Consider the following 18,644-nt stretch of genomic DNA (forward strand, 5'->3'; position numbering starts at 1 on the left):
GCCGTTTCGAGCTCTTTGACAAACAGACCCTTACCGCCCACTTTAGATAAGGCCTTATCCAAAATCTGATCCCCCCGGGTGGTCATCCCCAGAATCTGGACATCACAGCCCGGATAGAGCTTTTGCAGGCAAGCTTGTAGGTGCTGCGCCTGCCACATGGCTAGGCGAGATTCGCGGGAGGCAATGACGAGGCGCTTGGGGGCCGCAGGGGTAGTACCAGAGGGGGAATTTAGGGTTTGGGACATAGCATTGAAATAAATATCACTAATTTTTTCTATAAATCTAGAGGATATTACTAATAAGTAAGTGAAACATTAACATTTAGTTAGACTAAACTAAATTTGATCTTCAATATTAATTTGTCTTGGAATAGCAATGCCCCTGAACTTTCCTTTTACAGCAATTGTTTCACAAGCAGAAATGAAGCTAGCGATTACGCTGTGCACAATCGATCCCTTGATCGGTGGTGTTCTGATCTTTGGCGATCGCGGAACTGGAAAGTCCACCACTATTCGCTCCCTGGCGGCACTATTGCCTTCCATGAAATCAATTACTGGATGCCAGTACCACTGCAACCCAGAATCAAAAAATCTTTGTACCGAGTGTGAAGCAAAAAAAGTGCAGGGTATCAAGTTAAAGGTAGAGAACATTGCTGTGCCAGTTGTGGACTTACCACTTGGTGCGACAGAAGACAGGGTAGTCGGCGCATTGGATATTGAAAAAGCCCTGACACAAGGCATTAAATCTTTTGAGCCAGGATTACTTGCAAAAGCCAATCGTGGTTATTTATACATCGATGAAGTCAATCTACTCGAAGATCATTTGGTTGATCTATTGATTGACGTAGCCGCTTCCGGTGAAAATATTATTGAGCGTGAGGGTTTAAGTATTCGTCATCCTGCGCGCTTTGTATTGATTGGCAGCGGTAACCCTGAAGAGGGTGAGTTGCGCCCGCAGATGCTTGATCGCTTTGGTCTATCTACCGAAGTAAGAACGCCTAGCGACTTTAAAGAGCGAGTAGAGATCATTAAAAGACGTGATGAATTTGAAAAAAATCCAGAACTCTTTATTGCTAAGTGGAGTAAAGCAGAAGAAGAGTTCAAGAAAAAAATTCTGAAGTCTCAAAAACTCTTAGACAAGGTGGAGGTAGGTGATGGCTTGCTGGAGGTTGCTACCAAGCTTTGCGCCCATTTAGGAACTGATGGCTCAAGAGGTGAGTTGACGCTATTAAGAGGTGTTAGAGCCTTAGCTGCGTTTGAGGGCAAGAAGAAAGCCAATCTCGATCACCTGAAAAAAATTGCTCCCCTTGCTCTCGGTCATCGATTACGACGTAATCCACTTGATGATAGTTCTTCAGGAGCACGTATTGATCGTGCTATGCAAGAGTTCTTTGCAACAAAGTGAAATCAGATCAGACAGCTTGGTTTGATGCAAATTTAATTGCCATTTTGATGGCAATTAATCCTAGAGGTCTCAAGGGAGTTACGGTCAAAAGTCAATTTGGCCCAATAAGAGATGCATGGCTTGGGTATGCAAAGGATTTATCTGCAGCATGCGGCATGCAAATACTCAAAGCTCCCGCCAATATTTCGGCTGAGCAACTCATGGGTGCATTGGATATTGAGGCCAGCCTACAGGCAGGCTCATTAATCATGAGTAAGGGTCTTTTAGAGAGAGTGGAAGGCAATCTCCTTTTGCTCCCCATGGTAGAGCGCATGGATTTACAGGCAATTGCGCTGATCTCCCAAGCCCTTGATGAAAAAAATACGGTTGATGCTGCCACCCATTTTGGAGTCATTGCATTTGATGAGTCAGATAGTGCGGATGAGCTTATTAGTCCACGACTCTTGGATAGGCTAGCCTTTGAGCTTTACTTAGACCAATTTTCGATGGCTGATATCAGTCAATCTCTTGAGGTTGATGCGCAAGATATTCATGAGGCAAGAAAACTTTTGCCTTTAGTCAAGTGTGATGACGAGTATGTCGAGGTAATGACAAAAGCAGGTCTTAGTCTTGGCGTGATCTCCTTAAGGGCCAATCTATTTGCACTAGAGACGGCAAAAACCTTGGCTGCATTGAGAGGTTTGCAGGAGGTTGGTCAGAGTGAAGTGATTGATGCTGCACGTTTGGTATACACCCCCTCTAAACGTATGCAAATTCCTCCCGAGATGGAGCAGAACGATCAGGCGGATCAAAATGCTGATGATCATCAAGATGACCACGATTCGAATAATCAACCTGAAGATTCCCAAAACGAGCCAGAAACATCGGATGAGCAGAATCAGGAGCAGCCGTCTAAAGAGGATCTAGAAGACATTATTGTGGAGGCCATTAAGGCTTCAATTCCGCCTCAGCTTTTACGTCAAGCTAAGCAAAGTACACGGTCTGGTAAGTCTGCCTCAAACAGCTCGGGAAAGTCGGGAGCCGTTCAGAAAAGCTTCTTCAGTGGAAGGCCACTCAGTTCCTCTAAGGGTAGGCCCAATGATGGCAGGCGTCTCGATATTCTCAAAAGCATTAGAGCGGCTATACCTTGGCAGCGATTACGAGGCATGGTGCCTGGTGATATTCAGCAGAATACAGTCCGAAGCAAGATCGTCTTTAGATCAGAAGACCTCCACATTAAGCAGTATTTAAGGAGGCGAGGAACGGTCACTATTTTCTTGGTTGATGCTTCTGGATCTTCTGCTACGCAGCGCTTGGCTGAAGCTAAAGGTGCATTAGAAGAGTTGTTGGCCGAGTGCTATATCCGGCGCGATGAGGTTGCCATGGTTTCAATGCGAGGTGCTAAGGCAGAAATTGTTCTACCGCCCACGCGATCACTTGCTAGGGCTAAAAGAAATTTAGCAACCCTTCCAGGTGGAGGTGGCACACCCCTGGCTGCAGGTTTTCGGGCTGCTAATGAGATGGCTATTTCACTTGAGCGCAAAGGTTTAACGCCCATTATTGTCATCATGAGTGATGGCAAGGCCAATGTAAATCTCAATGGTGTTGGTGGAAGGGCTGGCGCTCACAGTGACGCTTTGATGGCGGCCAAAGAATTACGCATTAAAAACCATCGACTCTTGTTTGTCGATACCTCGCCTCAGCCCGAGGTGTTAGCTCAAGAATTATCTAGTGCTATGGCTGCACAATATTTTCCATTGCCATTTACTAGTTCTGGTAAAAAAATATCGCAGGCAGCTATTCAGCTAGCAAATTATTAATGTATTTTCTTTTGCGATAATTTTTTAAGAACTTTTTGACCTCTGAAATAAGCATTGGCAAAAAGTCCTAAGCCAGCAAGAACACCTAAACCCAACAAGATATTAACTACTGTGGACATGGCTTCCTCCTTGTTCATGTAAAGCTTCTTTAATTAATTCAAGGGCAAGTTTTTCATTCCCTTCATGAAACATATGCCCTCCTTTAATTTCAATCATCTTTGCGTGATTGAAAGACTCCTGAATCACTTGACGTAAAGCTGGCGCTGGAATCCAGCCATCATCTTCGGTCAAGATAAAAGTCAGCTCAGACTTAATTTGACTGCATTGCTCAAGCAAGCCTGGTATATCCGTGCCCGCCATAAAGCTCATAGATCCATTGAGATGATGGGCATTCTTAAATAAGGTTTTGTATCTCTCTCGCTTCTCAGCATCGAGCTTGGTATTGGTTGAGTCAATCAAGCTATCGATCATTTTGGTATGGGGTAGAAGATCACTTAGCACTGCAGTAAAGAATGAGGAAGTCACTATCGGATTTAAAAATGGCGCGACAAATTTATGATAAAAACTCGGCAAACTAATGAGCGATGGATTTAGGCCCACAATGGTTTTTGCCTGCTTGTTTTTGAGCGTGTAACTCAGAGCTAAGGTAGCTCCTGCTGAGTGACCGATGATGTGGTCGAAATACTCAATCTTGAGAGCCTCTCTGAGTTCTGAGAGTTTGTCGGCTAGAGCATCTAGGTTGAGATCTTTCTTGCCATGATTTTTGGTGAATCCATGACCCGGTAGGTCTGGCGCAATTACAGTGTAATTTTTTGCCAGCTCGGTAAATAAATTTCCCCAGGTATGAGCGGAGGATCCAGTGCCATGAAGAAGAAGGACATGAACAGGTGAGTTGCCTGCAATTTGCACGTGCCAAGATAAATCTCCAGTCTGAATATTGCGGCTGAAGGATCTATTGGGCCAATTTTCTGGTATTCCAGTAATCATCTTCTTTAAAAACTATTCTTAATCAGGGTAAACCCTTGCATTTTGGTTTGACAGTGACAGAAATAGTGTCTATATTTTTTTACATAGTAAATTGTATTTTAAATTAGACAAAGAAACCTATTTCTTTTAAAGGGGTAAAAGCCATGTCACCCATCAAGCATTTAGAGAGAGCTCTTGAGCACGCCTTGAAATCTCATGAGTCAGATAAGGGTCCGGCGCTACTGAGCAAAGCAATTCGGCACGCTGTATTTCCGGGAGGTGCGCGCATTCGACCTCAACTCACTTTAGCAGTAGCCCAAGCTTGTGGCAATGATGATCCACAGTTATCGATGGCTAGTGCGATTGCGGTGGAGATGATTCATTGCGCGTCTCTGGTACATGATGACTTACCTTGTTTTGATGACGCAGATATGCGTCGCGGTCAAACTTCTGTCCATAAGGAATATGGAGAGAGATTGGCGGTGCTCACCGGTGATGCGCTCATTGTGATGGCGTATCAAACGATTGCCGCAGCCTCAAGAAGATCTTCACAACGCTTAGCGCCGATCATTCAAACCATTTCACAAGGTGTCGGCGCTCCATTTGGAATCATCGCTGGACAGGCTTGGGAGTGTGAGAATCAAGCAGTTCTCAGTGATTATCAGAGAGCAAAAACTGGCGCGTTATTTTCTGCGGCAACGGCAGCTGGTGCTCAAGCAGCAGGTTCAGACGCTGAGACATGGAAAGGCTTAGGTGAGTGGCTTGGAGAGGCATACCAGGTTGCAGATGACATTCGTGATGTACTCGGTGATGCACAGTTTCTTGGAAAACCTTCTGGGCAAGACCAAGAACATCATCGCCCAAGTTCAGCTAAAGAGCTGGGCTTAAATGGCGCCGTTGAACATTTTGATCATCTCGTTAGCAAGGCAATTGGCTCCATTCCTAATTGTCCAGGTGATGGCTATCTTAAGAAACTGGTTACTTTTGAAGCCGAAAGATTATTACCTTCCTCTTGGTTTGAGCGTGGAGAAAGACAAGTTGCAATTGCCGTTCAAAGACAAGCAGCCTAAACAAGTACTTTGTAAGAATGACTCAAACTCAATCTCTGTCGATTCCAGATAGTCAACACGACTACAGTCTTTGGGAGAGACTTTGTATTCTTCGAGATCGGTTGATTGCAGACACTCGATTTCAAAATCGTGTTGCAAAAATTCCTTTCTTAAAAAATATTGCCAAGAAAAGGGCTAATCAATTATTTGATGTTATGGCTGGATTTGTGTACACACAAATACTTCTCTCATGCGTACGCTTAAATCTCTTTAATCTTTTAAAAGATGGCCCATTAGATTTAGCAGATATCAAAAAGAGTTGCAGTCTTGATGCGATCCCTTTAAAAAAATTATTGGATGCCGCTGTCTCGATTCAATTATTAGAGATGCGTTCGCAGCAACGATATGGCTTAGGTACATTAGGTGCACCGATGGTGGGTAACACTGCACTATCAGCCATGATCGAACACCATACCGTTCTCTATGAGGATCTACGTGATCCACTGCTGCTTCTATCTGGTGATGTTGAAATTAAGAAGATGGAGAAGTTTTGGCCTTATGTTTCTCCTGACCAGCAAGATCAAGAAGCATTGAAGGATAAAGAGCGCGTTAAAAATTATTCTGATTTGATGTCAGCCTCTTTGCCTTTAGTGGCGGACCAAGTAGTAGATGCGTATGATTTTTCTCAGCATCAATGCTTGATGGATGTTGGTGGTGGACAAGGAACATTTCTAAAGCGGGTTTTCTCAAGCGCTCCACAACTGCAAAGAAAGCTATTTGACCTTCCAGGTGTTGCTAACCTGGCTAAAGATAATTTTTTAGTTGCTCCCGATCATCAGAGTATTGAGGTGTACTCAGGAGATTTTTTCAAAGACTCGCTGCCAACCGGCGCAGATTTGATTACCTTAATACGTGTGATTTTTGATCACGATGACGAGCGAGTCAAAATTCTATTAAGGTCAATATTCCAGGCATTACCAGCGGGTGGCAAGTTACTAGTAGCAGAGCCGATGGCCGATACGCCTGAACACCCCGCCATGGGGCATGCCTATTTTGGCTTCTATTTACTGGCTATGGGCAGGGGTAGACCCAGAACCATTCAAGAAATTAGCAACTTAGCGGCACATGCTGGATTTAAGGGTGTAGAAGTATTGCGCTGCAGTATGCCAATTAATGCCCAAGTTTTACTAATTAGTAAATAAATCAGGGTAATTACTAATGACTAGAACTCTATTAGTGTATAAATTAGTTTACATAAAGAGAGTAAATTAAAATATACATATGCTGAGTCAACTACATTCAACCGCCGTTTTGCTTGAGTCCCCCCGGGAACTCAGGCTCAAACGTCTTTTGTTGGATGAACCAACAGATGCAGATGTAGTCGTGCAAATTGAATGGAGTGGCATCAGCACAGGAACTGAAAAGATGCTGTGGAATGGAACGATGCCAGATTTTCCAGGAATGGGTTACCCCTTAGTGCCCGGGTATGAATCCGTTGGAAGAGTGACTCGAGCTGGAAAAAATTCTAAGTTAGATCTTCATCAACGAGTTTTTGTTCCCGGCGCGAAATGTTTTGGAGATGTAAAAGGCTTATTTGGTGGAGCTGCATCTCATGTTGTTGTGCCAGGTGACAGAGTAGTTGCGCTCCCAGAAGCTATTGGTGAAGAGGGCGTGTTGTTGGCGCTAGCAGCTACAGCCTATCACGTCACTCAAGGTAAAAAAGCATTGCAGCCGGATCTCATAGTCGGACATGGTGTGCTGGGAAGACTCATTGCCAGAATCGCCGTGCTATTGGGGCATAAGCCTGTAGTCTGGGAGATCGACACAGATCGTATGGGCGGTGCAGAGGGTTACACCGTTCTGCATCCTTGCGATGATCAAGAAAACAAATACAAAAATATTTGTGATGCAAGCGGACAAGTAAGCGTCTTGAATAAATTAATTAGTCAATTGCAATTTGGTGGCGAGATTACTCTCGCAGGTTTTTACGACAAAGATATTCAGTTTAATTTCCCCAAAGCATTTATGAAGGAAGCTAAATTCCGAATTGCTGCACAGTGGGCACCTCAAGATTTACTGGATGTAAAACAACTTATTGCACATGGAAAGTTAAGCCTCAGTGGCTTAATTACCCATCATCGCAAGCCGTCTTCAATTGATGAAGTCTATCGGACTGCATTTGAAGATCCTAGCTGTCTCAAAATGGTTGTTGATTGGAGAGAAGCATTATGAATGCGCCAAATGTCCCAAAAGAAATCACAATTCAATTTGCACAATTGAAAAAAGAGGCTGCAATTGAACCTGATAAGGTTCACACCGGCGAAATCAAAAAAGAGACTCAGATCATTGCCATTTATGGCAAGGGCGGAATTGGTAAGAGTTTTACGCTTGCCAACTTATCCTACATGATGGCTCAACAGGGCAAGAAAGTACTGCTCATTGGTTGCGACCCAAAAAGCGACACCACCTCATTACTCTTTGGTGGAAAAGCCTGCCCAACCATTATTGAGACCTCCTCTAAAAAGAAATTGGCTGGAGAAGAAGTCAAGATTGGGGATGTTTGCTTTAAGCGAGATGGCGTGTATGCCATGGAGCTTGGTGGCCCAGAAGTGGGTAGGGGCTGTGGTGGTCGCGGAATCATCCACGGTTTTGAAACCTTAGAAAAACTAGGCTTCCATGATTGGGGCTTTGATTATGTCTTGCTCGACTTCTTGGGTGACGTAGTCTGCGGCGGCTTTGGATTACCTATCGCCAGAGATATGTGTCAAAAGGTGATTGTCGTAGCTAGTAACGACCTGCAATCCTTATATGTTGCTAATAACGTTTGCTCTGCAGTCGAATATTTCCGCAAATTGGGCGGCAATGTGGGTGTAGCAGGTATGGTCATCAATAGAGATGACGGAACTGGTGAGGCAACAGCCTTTGCAGAGCAAGTTGGTATTCCAGTCCTTTCGGTGATCCCTGCAAATGATGACATTCGCAGAAAGAGTGCTAGCTATGAAATTATTGGCAAGCCTGATTCTCAGTGGGGACCTCTTTTCGAAGGTTTAGCAAGCAATGTTGCTGCGGCACCGCCTGTTAGACCTAAGCCAATGACTCCAGATGACTTACTGGGTTTATTTGCAGCTAATCAAGTCGGTAGAGATGTGGTTCTTGAGCCTGCAACGATTTTTGACATGGTTGGCAAAAATGAAGTCATTAAGCCAACCCTCGAAGTGATTTACGACAAAGCGTAAAGAGCGAACTCATCGTGAAATCCAATAAAGTCATCCCGATACAAGACCAGACAAACAATACGTCTGGGATTTCCTGCCACTCGGGGGCGGAGGATTTATTAGCGGCCGCTAAATCAGCCAATAAGAGTGAAATCTTAGGTCAGTACGCCAAAGACTATCCAAAAGGCCCACATGATCAGCCGCAAAGTATGTGCCCAGCATTTGGATCACTGCGCGTTGGCTTGAGAATGCGTCGGACAGCAACAATCCTTTCGGGATCTGCCTGTTGCGTATACGGTTTGACCTTTACTTCTCATTTTTATGGTGCGCGCCGAAGTGTTGGCTATGTACCATTTAACTCCGAGTCATTGGTTACCGGAAAACTCTTCGAAGATATTCGAGATGCGGTATACAAGGAAGCGAATCCAGAGCTTTATGACGCGATTGTCATCATCAATCTATGTGTTCCAACTGCTAGTGGAGTTCCATTACAGCTATTACCTAAAGAAATTAATGGCGTACGCATTATCGGCATCGATGTTCCTGGCTTCGGTGTGCCAACCCATGCAGAAGCAAAAGATGTTTTAGCAAGTGCCATGTTGCGCTATGCCCGTACAGAAATTGAAAGCGGCCCAGTTTCTGCGCCACGCAATGGAGTTTCGGATAAGCCTACCATCACTCTGTTAGGTGAGATGTTCCCAGTTGATCCAATCAGTATCGGCATGATGTTAGAGCCAATGGATTTAGCAGTTGGTCCTGTAGTGCCAACTAGAGAATGGCGTGAACTCTATCAAGCCATGGATTCCAAAGTAGTAGCTGCAATACATCCTTTCTATACCGCTAGCATTCGTGAGTTTGAAAGTGCTGGTCGCGCAATCGTCGGATCGGCACCAATTGGATATGAAGGTACAGCGCAATGGCTCGAGAATATCGGAGCTGCCTCTGGTGTAAGCGCAGCAAAAATCGGGAATGCAAAAGACAAGTTTTTACCAATGATCCAAGCAGCGCTCAAGGCAAAGCCGATCAAAGGTAGGATCACTCTTAGTGGCTACGAAGGTTCAGAGTTATTGGTAGCCCGTTTATTAGTTGAGAGTGGTGCAGATGTTCGTTATGTTGGTAGCGCATGTCCAAAAACAGTTTGGAGTAGTAGCGACTTAGATTGGTTAGAGCAGCATGGTGTGCATGTAGAGTATCGCGCCTCTCTTGAGCAAGATCTTGCTGCTATGAAAGAGTTTGAGCCAGATCTAGTGATCGGTACAACCCCGGTTGTACAAAAGGCTAAAGAATTGGCAATTCCTTCTCTGTATTTCACAAACTTGATTTCTGCAAGACCATTAATGGGCGCAGCTGGTGCTGGCTCATTAGCTCAAGTAATCAATGCTGCCTTAGCAAATCAAAATCGCTTTGATGCGATGAACTCATTCTTTGAAGGTGTTGGTAAAGATCATGCAACGGGTGTTTGGGAGTCTGTGCCCGTTGATCGTCCTGAATTTAAAGCGGATGTAAGGCGTCGCATGGAAAAAGCGAAGGCCAAGCAAAAAGCTGAGGAGATGGGCTAATGCTAGTTCTTGATCACGATCGCGCTGGCGGCTATTGGGGCGCAGTATATGTTTTCACTGCTGTGAAGGGTTTGCAGGTCGTGATTGACGGCCCTGTTGGCTGCGAAAACTTACCTGTGACATCCGTATTGCATTACACCGATGCTTTACCTCCCCATGAGCTTCCTATCGTAGTAACAGGTTTAGCTGAGGAGCAGTTAGGTAGAGAGGGCACAGAAGAGTCAATGAAGCGTGCCCATAAAGTATTGGATCCGGATTTGCCTGCGGTAGTAGTCACAGGATCGATCGCTGAAATGATTGGCGGCGGCGTGACTCCAGAGGGCACAGGGATTAAGCGCTTCTTACCAAGAACAATTGATGAAGACCAGTGGCAATGCGCAAACCGTGCCATGAATTGGTTATGGACAGAGTACGGTCTTAAAAAAATCCCAGAACGTAAAAGAGTTGCCGGCGAAAAGCCGAGAGTCAATATTATTGGCCCTTGCTATGGCAGCTTTAACTTATACAGTGACTTAGCCGAAATACGACGCTTGATTGAGGGCATCGGCGCAGAAGTCAATATGGTATTCCCGCTTGGATCTCATCTTGCCGATGTTCCCAAGCTAGCTGATGCCGATGTCAATGTTTGTATGTATCGCGAATATGGACGTTTACTTTGTGAAACTTTAGAGCGCCCTTATCTACAAGCCCCAATTGGTATGCAATCCACAACGGCTTTCTTGAGAAAGTTGGGCGAGCTCTGTGAACTCGATGTAGATGAGTTTATTGAAAAAGAAAAACACACCACACTCAAGCCTATTTGGGATTTGTGGCGCTCTGTTACTCAAGACTTTTTTGGTACCGCCAGTTTTGCTATTGTTGCTAATGAAACCTATACCCGAGGAATTCGAAATTTCTTAGAAGAGGAGATGGGACTTCCTTGTAATTTCGCAGTTCCTAGAATGCCAGGCAATAAAACGAATAATGTTGAGATTCGTGAGCTAGTGCAGAAGAAAACACCGCTAGTGATGTTTGGAAGTTATAACGAGCGAATGTATGGCAGTGAAATCGGCGCACGTTTCTCCTACATTCCTGCTTCATTCCCTGGGGCAATTATTCGTAGACATACCGGCACCCCCTTCATGGGCTATGCAGGTTCCGTCTACTTGATCCAAGAAGTTTGTAACTCTCTGTTTGATGCCTTATTCAATATTCTCCCGCTAGGCTCTGAGATGGATAAGGTTGATAAAACGCCTGCCAAAGTACAGAGCTCAATTAAGACAATGCCTTGGGAGCAAGAAGCGCAAGCTCTGCTCAATAAGTTAATTAGTAATCAACCTGTACTTACTCAAATCTCTGCGGCGAAAAGAATGCGAGATGAGGCAGAGCTTGAGGCACGCAAACAGAATATCGAAAGAGTCACAGTAGATTGTGTGCAGAAGTCATCGTTCTCCATTACAGCGGGAGAGGTTGTATGAGCTCAGCACAAAGAAATTACCCTGACCAAGGGTTAAACCAATATGACTTTTCCAGGTCATATCCTCAAATCTACAGGGGTGATGTAGAAAAGACCGCAAGGTCAGTTTCAAGGAGTTGTCATCATGAGTGAAAACAGATCTATATCTGGGCTTACCGATGCAGAGGCTCAAGAATTCCATGCATTTTATGTGCAAGGTCTTTTAGGGTTTGTTGCTATCGCAGTCGTCGCGCACATACTTGTATGGGCATGGCGTCCATGGTTCTTTTGATGCAGTAGTAAGTACATAGTAAATAGCGCAGCTAAAAGGAGTAGTGAATATGAAGACCAATACAGATTTAATCAATAAAAATGATTTTCAGGACACCATGTCCTTCAAGTTCATTTTCTTAGTTAGTTATGTGGTGATCTTTATCGTTGCCCTCATTTTGGTTGTGTTGCCTTCCTCTCAGAAAAGTTGGTTATTTTCTGAATCTGACGGTGCATCATTTTTAAAGTCAGTTGAGTCAGGTGTTTACAGCTTTATGTCTTACTTAAATTAGGAGAAATATTATGTGGAGAGTATGGAAGTTATACGACCCGTTACGTGCGATGGTTGCACAGGGCGTTTTTCTTTTTGCTTTGGCGGCCATGATTCATCTCATTTTATTGAGCACAGTTCAATACAAATGGTTGGATGGAATGAGTCAAGAGCAGTACAAAGCAGCAATCTCAGCAGCGAAGAAGTAATTAGAAGTGAAAACCGTAGACGAATATCTAGAAATAGCCATTCGTCTACGTACGATTAATTTATTTTGAGAAAAATTCTCATTATGTTAGGAGCACAAAATGGCCATGCTCAACTTTGAAAAGAAATACCGCGTTCGCGGTGGAACCCTCATTGGTGGAGATCTTTTTGATTTCTGGGTAGGTCCTTTTTATGTTGGATTTTTTGGTGTAACAACCATATTTTTCGCATTCTTAGGTACCGCGATGATTTTATGGGGTACTTCTCAGATGGGGGTGTGGAATATCTGGCAAATCAATATTGCTCCGCCAGACCTTAAATATGGACTTGGTGTAGCGCCATTAATGGAGGGCGGATTGTGGCAACTCATCACCATCTGTGCCTTAGGTGCTTTTGGATCCTGGGCGATGCGCGAGGTAGAGATCTCGCGCAAACTGGGCATGGGCTTACATGTACCCGCTGCTTTTAGTATGGCGATCTTTGCTTACTTCACTCTAGTGGTCATCAGACCCATTTTGATGGGTGCATGGCATTTTGGTTTTCCGTATGGAATCCTAAGTCACTTAGATTGGGTGTCGAATACTGGTTATCAGTATCTACACTTTCATTACAACCCTGCACATATGATTGCAGTGACATTGTTCTTTACAACAACACTGGCGCTGTCATTGCATGGCGCATTGATTTTGTCATCAACCAATCCACAACCTGGACATACAGTTAGAACACCAGAGCACGAAGACACATTCTTTAGAGATATTGTGGGTTACTCCGTTGGAACCTTGGGTATCCATCGCTTAGGTTTATTTCTAGCTCTAGCAGCAGTATTTTGGAGCGCAGTATGTATCGTCATTAGCGGACCATTTTGGACTAAAGGATGGCCGGAGTGGTGGACATGGTGGTTGAATTTACCAATCTGGGGATAGTTTTAGCTCAATTGAAAATGCGGAGAGCATGATGGAATATCAAAACCTATTTACACAAACGCAAGTAACCGGCCCCGCTAGTCATGGCGTTCCTATTAACGCATACGATATGCGTGAAAGAACTAAAACCATTGGCTTTAGTCATCTCATGGGACGACTAGGTAATGCGCAACTAGGCCCAATCTACCTTGGGCGTCTTGGTGTCGCATCATTGATGTTTGGTATGACTGCCTTTTTCATTATTGGCATGAATATGCTGGCGCAAGTGAACTGGAATCCACTGCAGTTTGTTAAAAAACTATTCTGGTTATCTCTTGATGCACCAGCACCTAAATATGGGCTGACATTTCCGCCATTGAATGAAGGTGGCTGGTGGTTAATTGTGGGCTTATTCACCACAATATCCATTATGTTGTGGTGGTTGCGTACCTTCCGTAGGGCGCAAGCATTGGGAATGGGTACCCACGTACCTTGGGCATTTGCTTCTGCCATTTGGTTGTTTCTAGTGCTAGGCTTATTCCGTCCAGTATTGATGGGAAGCTGGAGCGAAGGCGTTCCTTTTGGAATTTTCTCTCACCTAGATTGGACATCTGCTTTGTCCATTCGTTATGGAAATCTGTTTTACAACCCATTTCACATGCTCTCAATCGTTTTCCTCTATGGTTCAGTGCTGTTGTTTGCAATGCACGGTGCAACCATTCTTGCGGTAAGCCGCTTTGGTGGTGAACGAGAGATTGAACAGATTGTTGATCGCGGAACCGCATCTGAAAGAGCTGCGTTGTTCTGGAGATGGACGATGGGCTTTAATGCAACCATGGAATCTATCCATCGTTGGGCTTGGTGGTTTGCAGTCTTAACTCCATTAACTGGCGGTATTGGAATCTTGTTAACCGGTACGGTAGTGGAGAACTGGTATTTATGGGGAGTGAAACATAATATTGCTCCTGCCTATCCAGCGATTTATGGGACTGTAGCTGACCCAGCCTTAAAAGCACCGGCAGCCCCAGTAGCTAAAGGGGACAAAAAATGAAAAATTTGACTCAAAAAATTTCGATTGCATTGAGTATCTTTGCAATGGTGACATTGACGGCCTGCGAAAGACCGCCGATAGACGCAAAGCAAACAGGCTATCGTGGAACCGGCATGGATCAAATCAATAATCCACGTACTGATGAACAGCTGGCCAAGATCAATGAGATGCCAGCCGCACTACCTTCATCGCCGGATGGTCCAAAGGCGGGCGCGGTCTATAAGAATGTAAAGGTCTTGAATAATCTGAGTGCTGCTCAATTTAGTACCTTTATGGTTTCAATGACTGCTTGGGTTGCGCCTAATGAGGGCTGTGCTTACTGTCATAACGTCCAAAATTTTGCTGATGACTCGCTTTACACCAAAAATGTTGCTAGAAGAATGATTCAGATGAATCAGGCGATCAATGGTAATTGGGGTGATCACGTTAAGACTACCGGAGTAACCTGCTACACCTGTCACCGCGGCAATAATGTTCCGCAAAACGTTTGGTTTAATCCTGTTGAAAAACGGGGTGGCAATATGCTGGGTAATGCCAATGGTCAAAACGATCCGCAAAAAACAAATGGCTATTCTTCATTGCCGAATCAACCCTTCGCCAGTTACTTTGTAGCCAATGCTGGCGCAGCTCGCATCATTGGGGATACTGCATTGCCTACAGGTAATAAAGGCTCCCTGCAAAGCACCGAGAATATTTATGGTGTGATGTCACATATGTCCCATTCGCTGGGGGTAAATTGCACCTATTGCCATAACAGTCGTGCATTTAATAGTTGGGAGGAGAGTACTCCACAGCGTATTCAGGCTTGGCAAGGAATTCAGATGCTGAAAGATGTCAATACGACCTTTATTAGTCCTTTGGCCTCCATATCGCCTGCGCACCGGAAGGGCCCTGATGGAGATGTTGGCAAAGCAAACTGTGCAACTTGTCACCAGGGAGTTAATAAACCACTATTAGGCAAGAGTATGTTGCCAGATTATCCATTCTTGGCTCCAAGTAATAACAAGCCAAAAGATGGCAATCAACTTGCTAAGAACTAATGACCAAATCCCCATCAATCAATCTGATCGATGGGGATTTAATTTAAAGGGTGCTTGATGGACCAAAAGGTCGATCACTTTAAGATTCCAGAAAATGTAGTGGCGTATAGCCACGTCAATAATTCTGAGCGCGCTTTGGTGATTGGCGCAGGATTTGGCGGCCTTGCAGTAGCTATTCGATTGGCACTCAAAGGATATGATGTTCAGGTCCTTGAAAGACTTGGTAGCGCAGGTGGGCGCGCATATGTTCATCGTCGACATGGTTTTACATTCGATGCGGGTCCAACCATCATTACTGCACCATTCTTATTAGAAGAACTATGGGATATGTGCGGCAAAAAGATGTCGGATGATGTTGACCTTCGGGCAATGGATCCTTTTTACCAAATTCGTTTTGCTGATGGACGTATTTTTAACTACACCGGCGACTTGGAGCGCATGAAAGTAGAAGTCGCTAAATTTAGTCCCAAAGATCTACCGGGCTATCTACGATTTTTAGATGAAGCTGAGAGTTGTTACAAGCTGGCCTTTGAAGACCTAGGCGACGTTGCATTTGATAATGTTCAGGACTTGGTAAAAGCCATGCCTAATCTCATTAAGATGCGCGCTTGGAAGAGTTTGTATAGCGTGGTAGCAAAGTATATTAAAGACCCGCAATTACGTGAAGTAATGAGTTTTCATCCTCTATTGATTGGCGGAAATCCTTTTTCTGTCAGCTCTGCTTATGCACTGATTAACTCTCTAGAGCGTAAATGGGGGGTTCATTCCGCCATGGGTGGGACGGGCTCCATCATTAAAGGAATGGTTGGTTTATTAAACGGCTTAGGCGTAAGCATCCGTTATGCAAGTACCGTCAAGAAAATCAATATTGTTGACAATAAAGTTACCGGCGTGACTTTGGAAAATGGCGACGTTTTATACGCTAATAAAGTGGTTTCCAACGCTGATACCGCTTGGACCTATAAAAATCTCATTGATCCAGAGTATCGTAAAGTGTGGACAGATAAAAAAATTGAAAACGGTAAGTACTCAATGAGTTTATTTGTTTGGTACTTCGGGACTAAAAAGCAATATCCTCAAGTGCCGCACCATATGATGCTATTGGGTGAACGCTATAAAGAGCTATTAGAGGATATCTTTAAGCGCCATCATTTAGCTAAAGACTTTAGTCTTTATTTACATCGTCCTACTGCTACAGACCCCAGTTTGGCTCCAGAAGGTTGCGATACTTTCTACGTCTTGTCACCGGTGCCACATTTAGATAGCGGAACTGATTGGCGCGAAGAGGCTGAATCATATAGAAAAGCGATTGCCAAGATGTTAGGCGAAACTGTTTTACCTGGCTTAGAAGAAAATCTGGTGGAGTCATTTGTGATGACACCACAAGACTTTCAGGATCGATTACTTTCATATAAAGGTGCTGCGTTTGGCCTTGAGCCACTCTTGACGCAGAGCGCTTGGTTCAGGCCCCATAATCGCAGCGAAGATATTGAAGGCCTCTATATGGTTGGTGCAAGTACGCATCCAGGCGCTGGCATTCCGGGAGTCTTGTCCTCTGCAAAAGCACTAGATTCACTCATTACCCCAGCAAAAATGGTATCCAATCATGCTTGATAGAGCCATTACCTCTGAATACGGATTTCAGATAGATCTCGAAACTTGCGAGAATCTGATGCGTGATGGTTCTAAATCCTTTTTTTCCGCAGCCAGAATACTGCCAACGAAGATTCGTGATTCAGCCATAGCTTTGTATGCTTTTTGTCGCATGCTTGATGATATGGTGGATGATCAACATGCCCCTGAAGATGTGATTAAGCAAATTGAGTATCGTCTTGATCGTATCTATGAACAAAATCCAGTAGATATACCAGCTGATAGAGCTTTGGCGATTGTGGTCTCACGGTTTTTAATTCCCCGTGACATATTAGAGGCCTTGGTAGAGGGCTTTAGATGGGATCGCACCGGACGTCAGTATCAAACAATTGGTGAGCTGTGTGACTATGCCGCAAGAGTTGCCTCGACAGTAGGCGCAATGATGACCCTCATCATGGGTGTACGCGACCGCGATATCTTAGAGCGTGCATGTGAGCTGGGCTTAGCAATGCAGCTCACCAATATTGCTCGTGATGTAGGCGAAGATGCCAGAAATCAACGTTTATATTTACCTAGAGAGTGGCTTGAGGCTGAGAACATTGATCCAGATGCTTGGTTACAAAATCCAGTGTTCAATGATGCGATCTCCAGAGTAATTCAAAGACTCATATCTCATGCAGATGACATGTATAAACGCGCTTCATATGGCATTGTTGGCTTGCCACGCAACTGTCGCTCTGCTATTTCTGCTGCCAGCTTAATTTACTCTGAGATTAGTCGACAAATTGAGCGGCAAGGGCTTGATAGTATTAGCAATAGAGCAGTGGTTTCTAAGCGGAAAAAAATATTGCTATTGCTAAAGTCTTTGCAATCGACTATCTATAGCTCAAAATTAAATCATAGCCTCAGTAAAATTCCGTCAATTCAATTTCTAGTGGATGCGGTTGAGCCTGAAGCGCCTTATGCTCACTACAGTGGTTCAGTGGAAGATCGGTTGATTTGGGTTGTTGGGCTTATGGAAAAGATTGAGCGCCGCAAAGTACAGTCTTTCAACTCTCTGGCCCAGCATTAACAATATTCTCGAACTGCTAATTAAAACAGGCGAGTTGGGTTTCTTGGCATTCTCCAGGGCAGCATCAATTGCACAATACTAGACTCTAAGCGCTTGACATTGAGCGTCTCATGCATTGAAACGACCTCTTCACCCAGTAAGTGGGATTGAATCATTGAGCGTGCATAAAAGGGTGTGTCCTCATAGGTATTCAGGAGGGTAACACTAGGTTCTCCTCCATGTTGTTCGGAACGCATATTGCGTTTAATGCCCCAACCCGTTTTTCGAAGTAATACTCTTTCTGGTGGCGTGAAGGGCTCCACAGTTCCGTTAAGATTAAATTTGCTTGCAATGATGCGCTCATTGCCATTCTTTTGTCTGACATCGTAGATGACTGCTGTACTGCCATCTTTGAGATGGGCTCTTGACCAATCCCATTCGCTGAAAGGTTTGCTAATAGCCTCATCACCCTCATTCGAATCAAAATAGGCATTTCCTCGCCATTGAAGAGAAGGATTTATGAAGGAAACCTCCACTCTTGCTAACGGCGCGATAGGGCCCCAGCGATGCTTTTGATGATCATCGAGTGCTACAACATGATGAAAGAGTTGCTCGGGGAATACTTTGATACTTCCCTGAACTTTTGTCCCTAATAGAGGAACACGCTCATCAATCTGAATAGTTAGAACATCATTTTCCCAGCGCAAATGACTAGGCCCAACAGTAAATTGATGAGCTGTTCTCTCAATCGCATTTTGACCACGTTCAGTCATGGTCCAGTATTTTTTTGTGGGGGTATAGAGTGCTACATTAATTGCGCAGTAATCAT

At 44.4% G+C, this 18,644-nt stretch carries 19 protein-coding genes and 1 pseudogene; 16 read left to right on the top strand and 4 right to left on the bottom strand.

What is annotated here, in order from left to right; all coding sequences use genetic code 11:
* A pseudogene (locus ICN17_RS06205) lies at nt 1-245 on the bottom strand (hydroxymethylbilane synthase); the annotation flags it as partial.
* 130 nt (nt 246-375) lie between these two features.
* On the opposite strand from ICN17_RS06205, the gene bchI reads away from it, so the two are divergent.
* Nucleotides 376-1,404, top strand: a complete 1,029-nt coding sequence (bchI, locus tag ICN17_RS06210) for a magnesium chelatase ATPase subunit I (RefSeq protein WP_216236690.1) — start codon at nt 376-378, stop codon at nt 1,402-1,404.
* On the top strand, nt 1,401-3,203 hold the full coding sequence (locus ICN17_RS06215) for a magnesium chelatase subunit D (protein WP_216236691.1): 1,803 nt from the start codon (nt 1,401-1,403) through the stop codon (nt 3,201-3,203). Before bchI ends, ICN17_RS06215 begins: the two co-directional genes overlap by 4 nt.
* Here ICN17_RS06215 and ICN17_RS10390 read toward each other — a convergent pair.
* Both ICN17_RS10390 and ICN17_RS06220 read right to left on the bottom strand, forming a co-directional pair.
* Nucleotides 3,200-3,322, bottom strand: coding sequence for a hypothetical protein (locus ICN17_RS10390; RefSeq protein ID WP_255533998.1), 123 nt, complete (start codon nt 3,320-3,322; stop codon nt 3,200-3,202). The two genes, ICN17_RS06215 and ICN17_RS10390, sit on opposite strands and share 4 nt — an antisense overlap.
* The gene (locus ICN17_RS06220; protein WP_216236692.1) at nt 3,306-4,190 is read right to left on the bottom strand and encodes an alpha/beta fold hydrolase; all 885 of its coding nucleotides are present in this window, start codon (nt 4,188-4,190) and stop codon (nt 3,306-3,308) included. The genes ICN17_RS10390 and ICN17_RS06220 overlap by 17 nt, the downstream gene beginning before the upstream one ends.
* 143 nt (nt 4,191-4,333) lie before the next feature.
* Here ICN17_RS06220 and ICN17_RS06225 point away from each other — a divergent pair, with 143 nt between their 5' ends.
* From ICN17_RS06225 to ICN17_RS06290, 14 genes are all read left to right on the top strand, one after another.
* Nucleotides 4,334-5,239: a polyprenyl synthetase family protein gene (locus ICN17_RS06225; RefSeq protein ID WP_216236693.1), complete on the top strand. Its 906-nt coding sequence runs from the start codon at nt 4,334-4,336 to the stop codon at nt 5,237-5,239.
* A gap of 17 nt (nt 5,240-5,256) precedes the next feature.
* A complete protein-coding gene (locus ICN17_RS06230; RefSeq protein WP_216236694.1) occupies nt 5,257-6,420 on the top strand; it encodes a methyltransferase in 1,164 nt (387 codons plus the stop codon).
* A gap of 79 nt (nt 6,421-6,499) precedes the next feature.
* Nucleotides 6,500-7,450, top strand: a complete 951-nt coding sequence (gene bchC / locus ICN17_RS06235) for a chlorophyll synthesis pathway protein BchC (protein ID WP_087909618.1) — start codon at nt 6,500-6,502, stop codon at nt 7,448-7,450.
* Nucleotides 7,447-8,454, top strand: a complete 1,008-nt coding sequence (locus ICN17_RS06240) for a chlorophyllide a reductase iron protein subunit X (protein WP_087909621.1) — start codon at nt 7,447-7,449, stop codon at nt 8,452-8,454. Before bchC ends, ICN17_RS06240 begins: the two co-directional genes overlap by 4 nt.
* A gap of 14 nt (nt 8,455-8,468) precedes the next feature.
* Nucleotides 8,469-9,992: a chlorophyllide a reductase subunit Y gene (bchY, locus tag ICN17_RS06245; RefSeq protein WP_370625962.1), complete on the top strand. Its 1,524-nt coding sequence runs from the start codon at nt 8,469-8,471 to the stop codon at nt 9,990-9,992.
* Nucleotides 9,992-11,449 (top strand): chlorophyllide a reductase subunit Z, encoded by a 1,458-nt coding sequence (gene bchZ, locus ICN17_RS06250; RefSeq protein ID WP_216236695.1) that lies wholly within the window; start codon nt 9,992-9,994, stop codon nt 11,447-11,449. Before bchY ends, bchZ begins: the two co-directional genes overlap by 1 nt.
* A gap of 123 nt (nt 11,450-11,572) precedes the next feature.
* Nucleotides 11,573-11,719: a light-harvesting antenna LH1, beta subunit gene (pufB, locus tag ICN17_RS06255; protein WP_087909627.1), complete on the top strand. Its 147-nt coding sequence runs from the start codon at nt 11,573-11,575 to the stop codon at nt 11,717-11,719.
* A 49-nt stretch (nt 11,720-11,768) separates the two neighbouring features.
* Complete coding sequence (locus tag ICN17_RS06260; RefSeq protein WP_087909628.1) at nt 11,769-11,990, top strand: hypothetical protein; 222 nt, start codon at nt 11,769-11,771, stop codon at nt 11,988-11,990.
* 10 nt (nt 11,991-12,000) lie between these two features.
* Entirely contained in the window at nt 12,001-12,177 is a 177-nt protein-coding gene (pufA, locus tag ICN17_RS06265) for a light-harvesting antenna LH1, alpha subunit (RefSeq protein ID WP_087909629.1), read from the top strand.
* 99 nt (nt 12,178-12,276) lie between these two features.
* Nucleotides 12,277-13,101, top strand: a complete 825-nt coding sequence (pufL, locus tag ICN17_RS06270) for a photosynthetic reaction center subunit L (RefSeq protein WP_087909630.1) — start codon at nt 12,277-12,279, stop codon at nt 13,099-13,101.
* A 28-nt stretch (nt 13,102-13,129) separates the two neighbouring features.
* The gene (gene pufM / locus ICN17_RS06275) at nt 13,130-14,131 is read left to right on the top strand and encodes a photosynthetic reaction center subunit M (protein ID WP_087909631.1); all 1,002 of its coding nucleotides are present in this window, start codon (nt 13,130-13,132) and stop codon (nt 14,129-14,131) included.
* Entirely contained in the window at nt 14,128-15,171 is a 1,044-nt protein-coding gene (gene pufC / locus ICN17_RS06280; protein WP_255538338.1) for a photosynthetic reaction center cytochrome PufC, read from the top strand. The genes pufM and pufC overlap by 4 nt, the downstream gene beginning before the upstream one ends.
* A 57-nt stretch (nt 15,172-15,228) precedes the next feature.
* On the top strand, nt 15,229-16,785 hold the full coding sequence (locus ICN17_RS06285; RefSeq protein WP_216236696.1) for a phytoene desaturase: 1,557 nt from the start codon (nt 15,229-15,231) through the stop codon (nt 16,783-16,785).
* Nucleotides 16,778-17,836 carry a phytoene/squalene synthase family protein gene (locus ICN17_RS06290; protein WP_216236697.1) on the top strand — a complete coding sequence of 353 codons (1,059 nt, stop codon included), beginning with the start codon at nt 16,778-16,780 and terminating at the stop codon, nt 17,834-17,836. The genes ICN17_RS06285 and ICN17_RS06290 overlap by 8 nt, the downstream gene beginning before the upstream one ends.
* Before the next feature lie 20 nt (nt 17,837-17,856).
* On the opposite strand, the gene ICN17_RS06295 is transcribed toward ICN17_RS06290, so the two are convergent.
* Complete coding sequence (locus ICN17_RS06295; RefSeq protein WP_216861820.1) at nt 17,857-18,588, bottom strand: carotenoid 1,2-hydratase; 732 nt, start codon at nt 18,586-18,588, stop codon at nt 17,857-17,859.
* Between the last annotated feature and the right edge of the window lie 56 nt (nt 18,589-18,644).

The sequence above is a fragment of the Polynucleobacter sp. 73C-SIWE genome (assembly GCF_018882465.1).
GTDB lineage: Bacteria > Pseudomonadota > Gammaproteobacteria > Burkholderiales > Burkholderiaceae > Polynucleobacter.

Bases quoted from the DNA above. Each gene is read 5' to 3' on its own strand.
- bchI (WP_216236690.1), top strand. From the start codon at position 376: ATGCCCCTGAACTTTCCTTTTACAGCAATTGTTTCACAAGCAGAAATG.
- ICN17_RS10390 (WP_255533998.1), bottom strand. From the start codon at position 3,322: ATGTCCACAGTAGTTAATATCTTGTTGGGTTTAGGTGTTCTTGCTGGC.
- ICN17_RS06220 (WP_216236692.1), bottom strand. From the start codon at position 4,190: ATGATTACTGGAATACCAGAAAATTGGCCCAATAGATCCTTCAGCCGC.
- ICN17_RS06225 (WP_216236693.1), top strand. From the start codon at position 4,334: ATGTCACCCATCAAGCATTTAGAGAGAGCTCTTGAGCACGCCTTGAAA.
- ICN17_RS06230 (WP_216236694.1), top strand. From the start codon at position 5,257: ATGACTCAAACTCAATCTCTGTCGATTCCAGATAGTCAACACGACTAC.
- bchC (WP_087909618.1), top strand. From the start codon at position 6,500: ATGCTGAGTCAACTACATTCAACCGCCGTTTTGCTTGAGTCCCCCCGG.
- ICN17_RS06240 (WP_087909621.1), top strand. From the start codon at position 7,447: ATGAATGCGCCAAATGTCCCAAAAGAAATCACAATTCAATTTGCACAA.
- bchZ (WP_216236695.1), top strand. From the start codon at position 9,992: ATGCTAGTTCTTGATCACGATCGCGCTGGCGGCTATTGGGGCGCAGTA.
- pufB (WP_087909627.1), top strand. From the start codon at position 11,573: ATGAGTGAAAACAGATCTATATCTGGGCTTACCGATGCAGAGGCTCAA.
- ICN17_RS06260 (WP_087909628.1), top strand. From the start codon at position 11,769: ATGAAGACCAATACAGATTTAATCAATAAAAATGATTTTCAGGACACC.
- pufA (WP_087909629.1), top strand. From the start codon at position 12,001: ATGTGGAGAGTATGGAAGTTATACGACCCGTTACGTGCGATGGTTGCA.
- pufL (WP_087909630.1), top strand. From the start codon at position 12,277: ATGGCCATGCTCAACTTTGAAAAGAAATACCGCGTTCGCGGTGGAACC.
- pufM (WP_087909631.1), top strand. From the start codon at position 13,130: ATGATGGAATATCAAAACCTATTTACACAAACGCAAGTAACCGGCCCC.
- pufC (WP_255538338.1), top strand. From the start codon at position 14,128: ATGAAAAATTTGACTCAAAAAATTTCGATTGCATTGAGTATCTTTGCA.
- ICN17_RS06285 (WP_216236696.1), top strand. From the start codon at position 15,229: ATGGACCAAAAGGTCGATCACTTTAAGATTCCAGAAAATGTAGTGGCG.
- ICN17_RS06290 (WP_216236697.1), top strand. From the start codon at position 16,778: ATGCTTGATAGAGCCATTACCTCTGAATACGGATTTCAGATAGATCTC.
- ICN17_RS06295 (WP_216861820.1), bottom strand. From the start codon at position 18,588: ATGACTGAACGTGGTCAAAATGCGATTGAGAGAACAGCTCATCAATTT.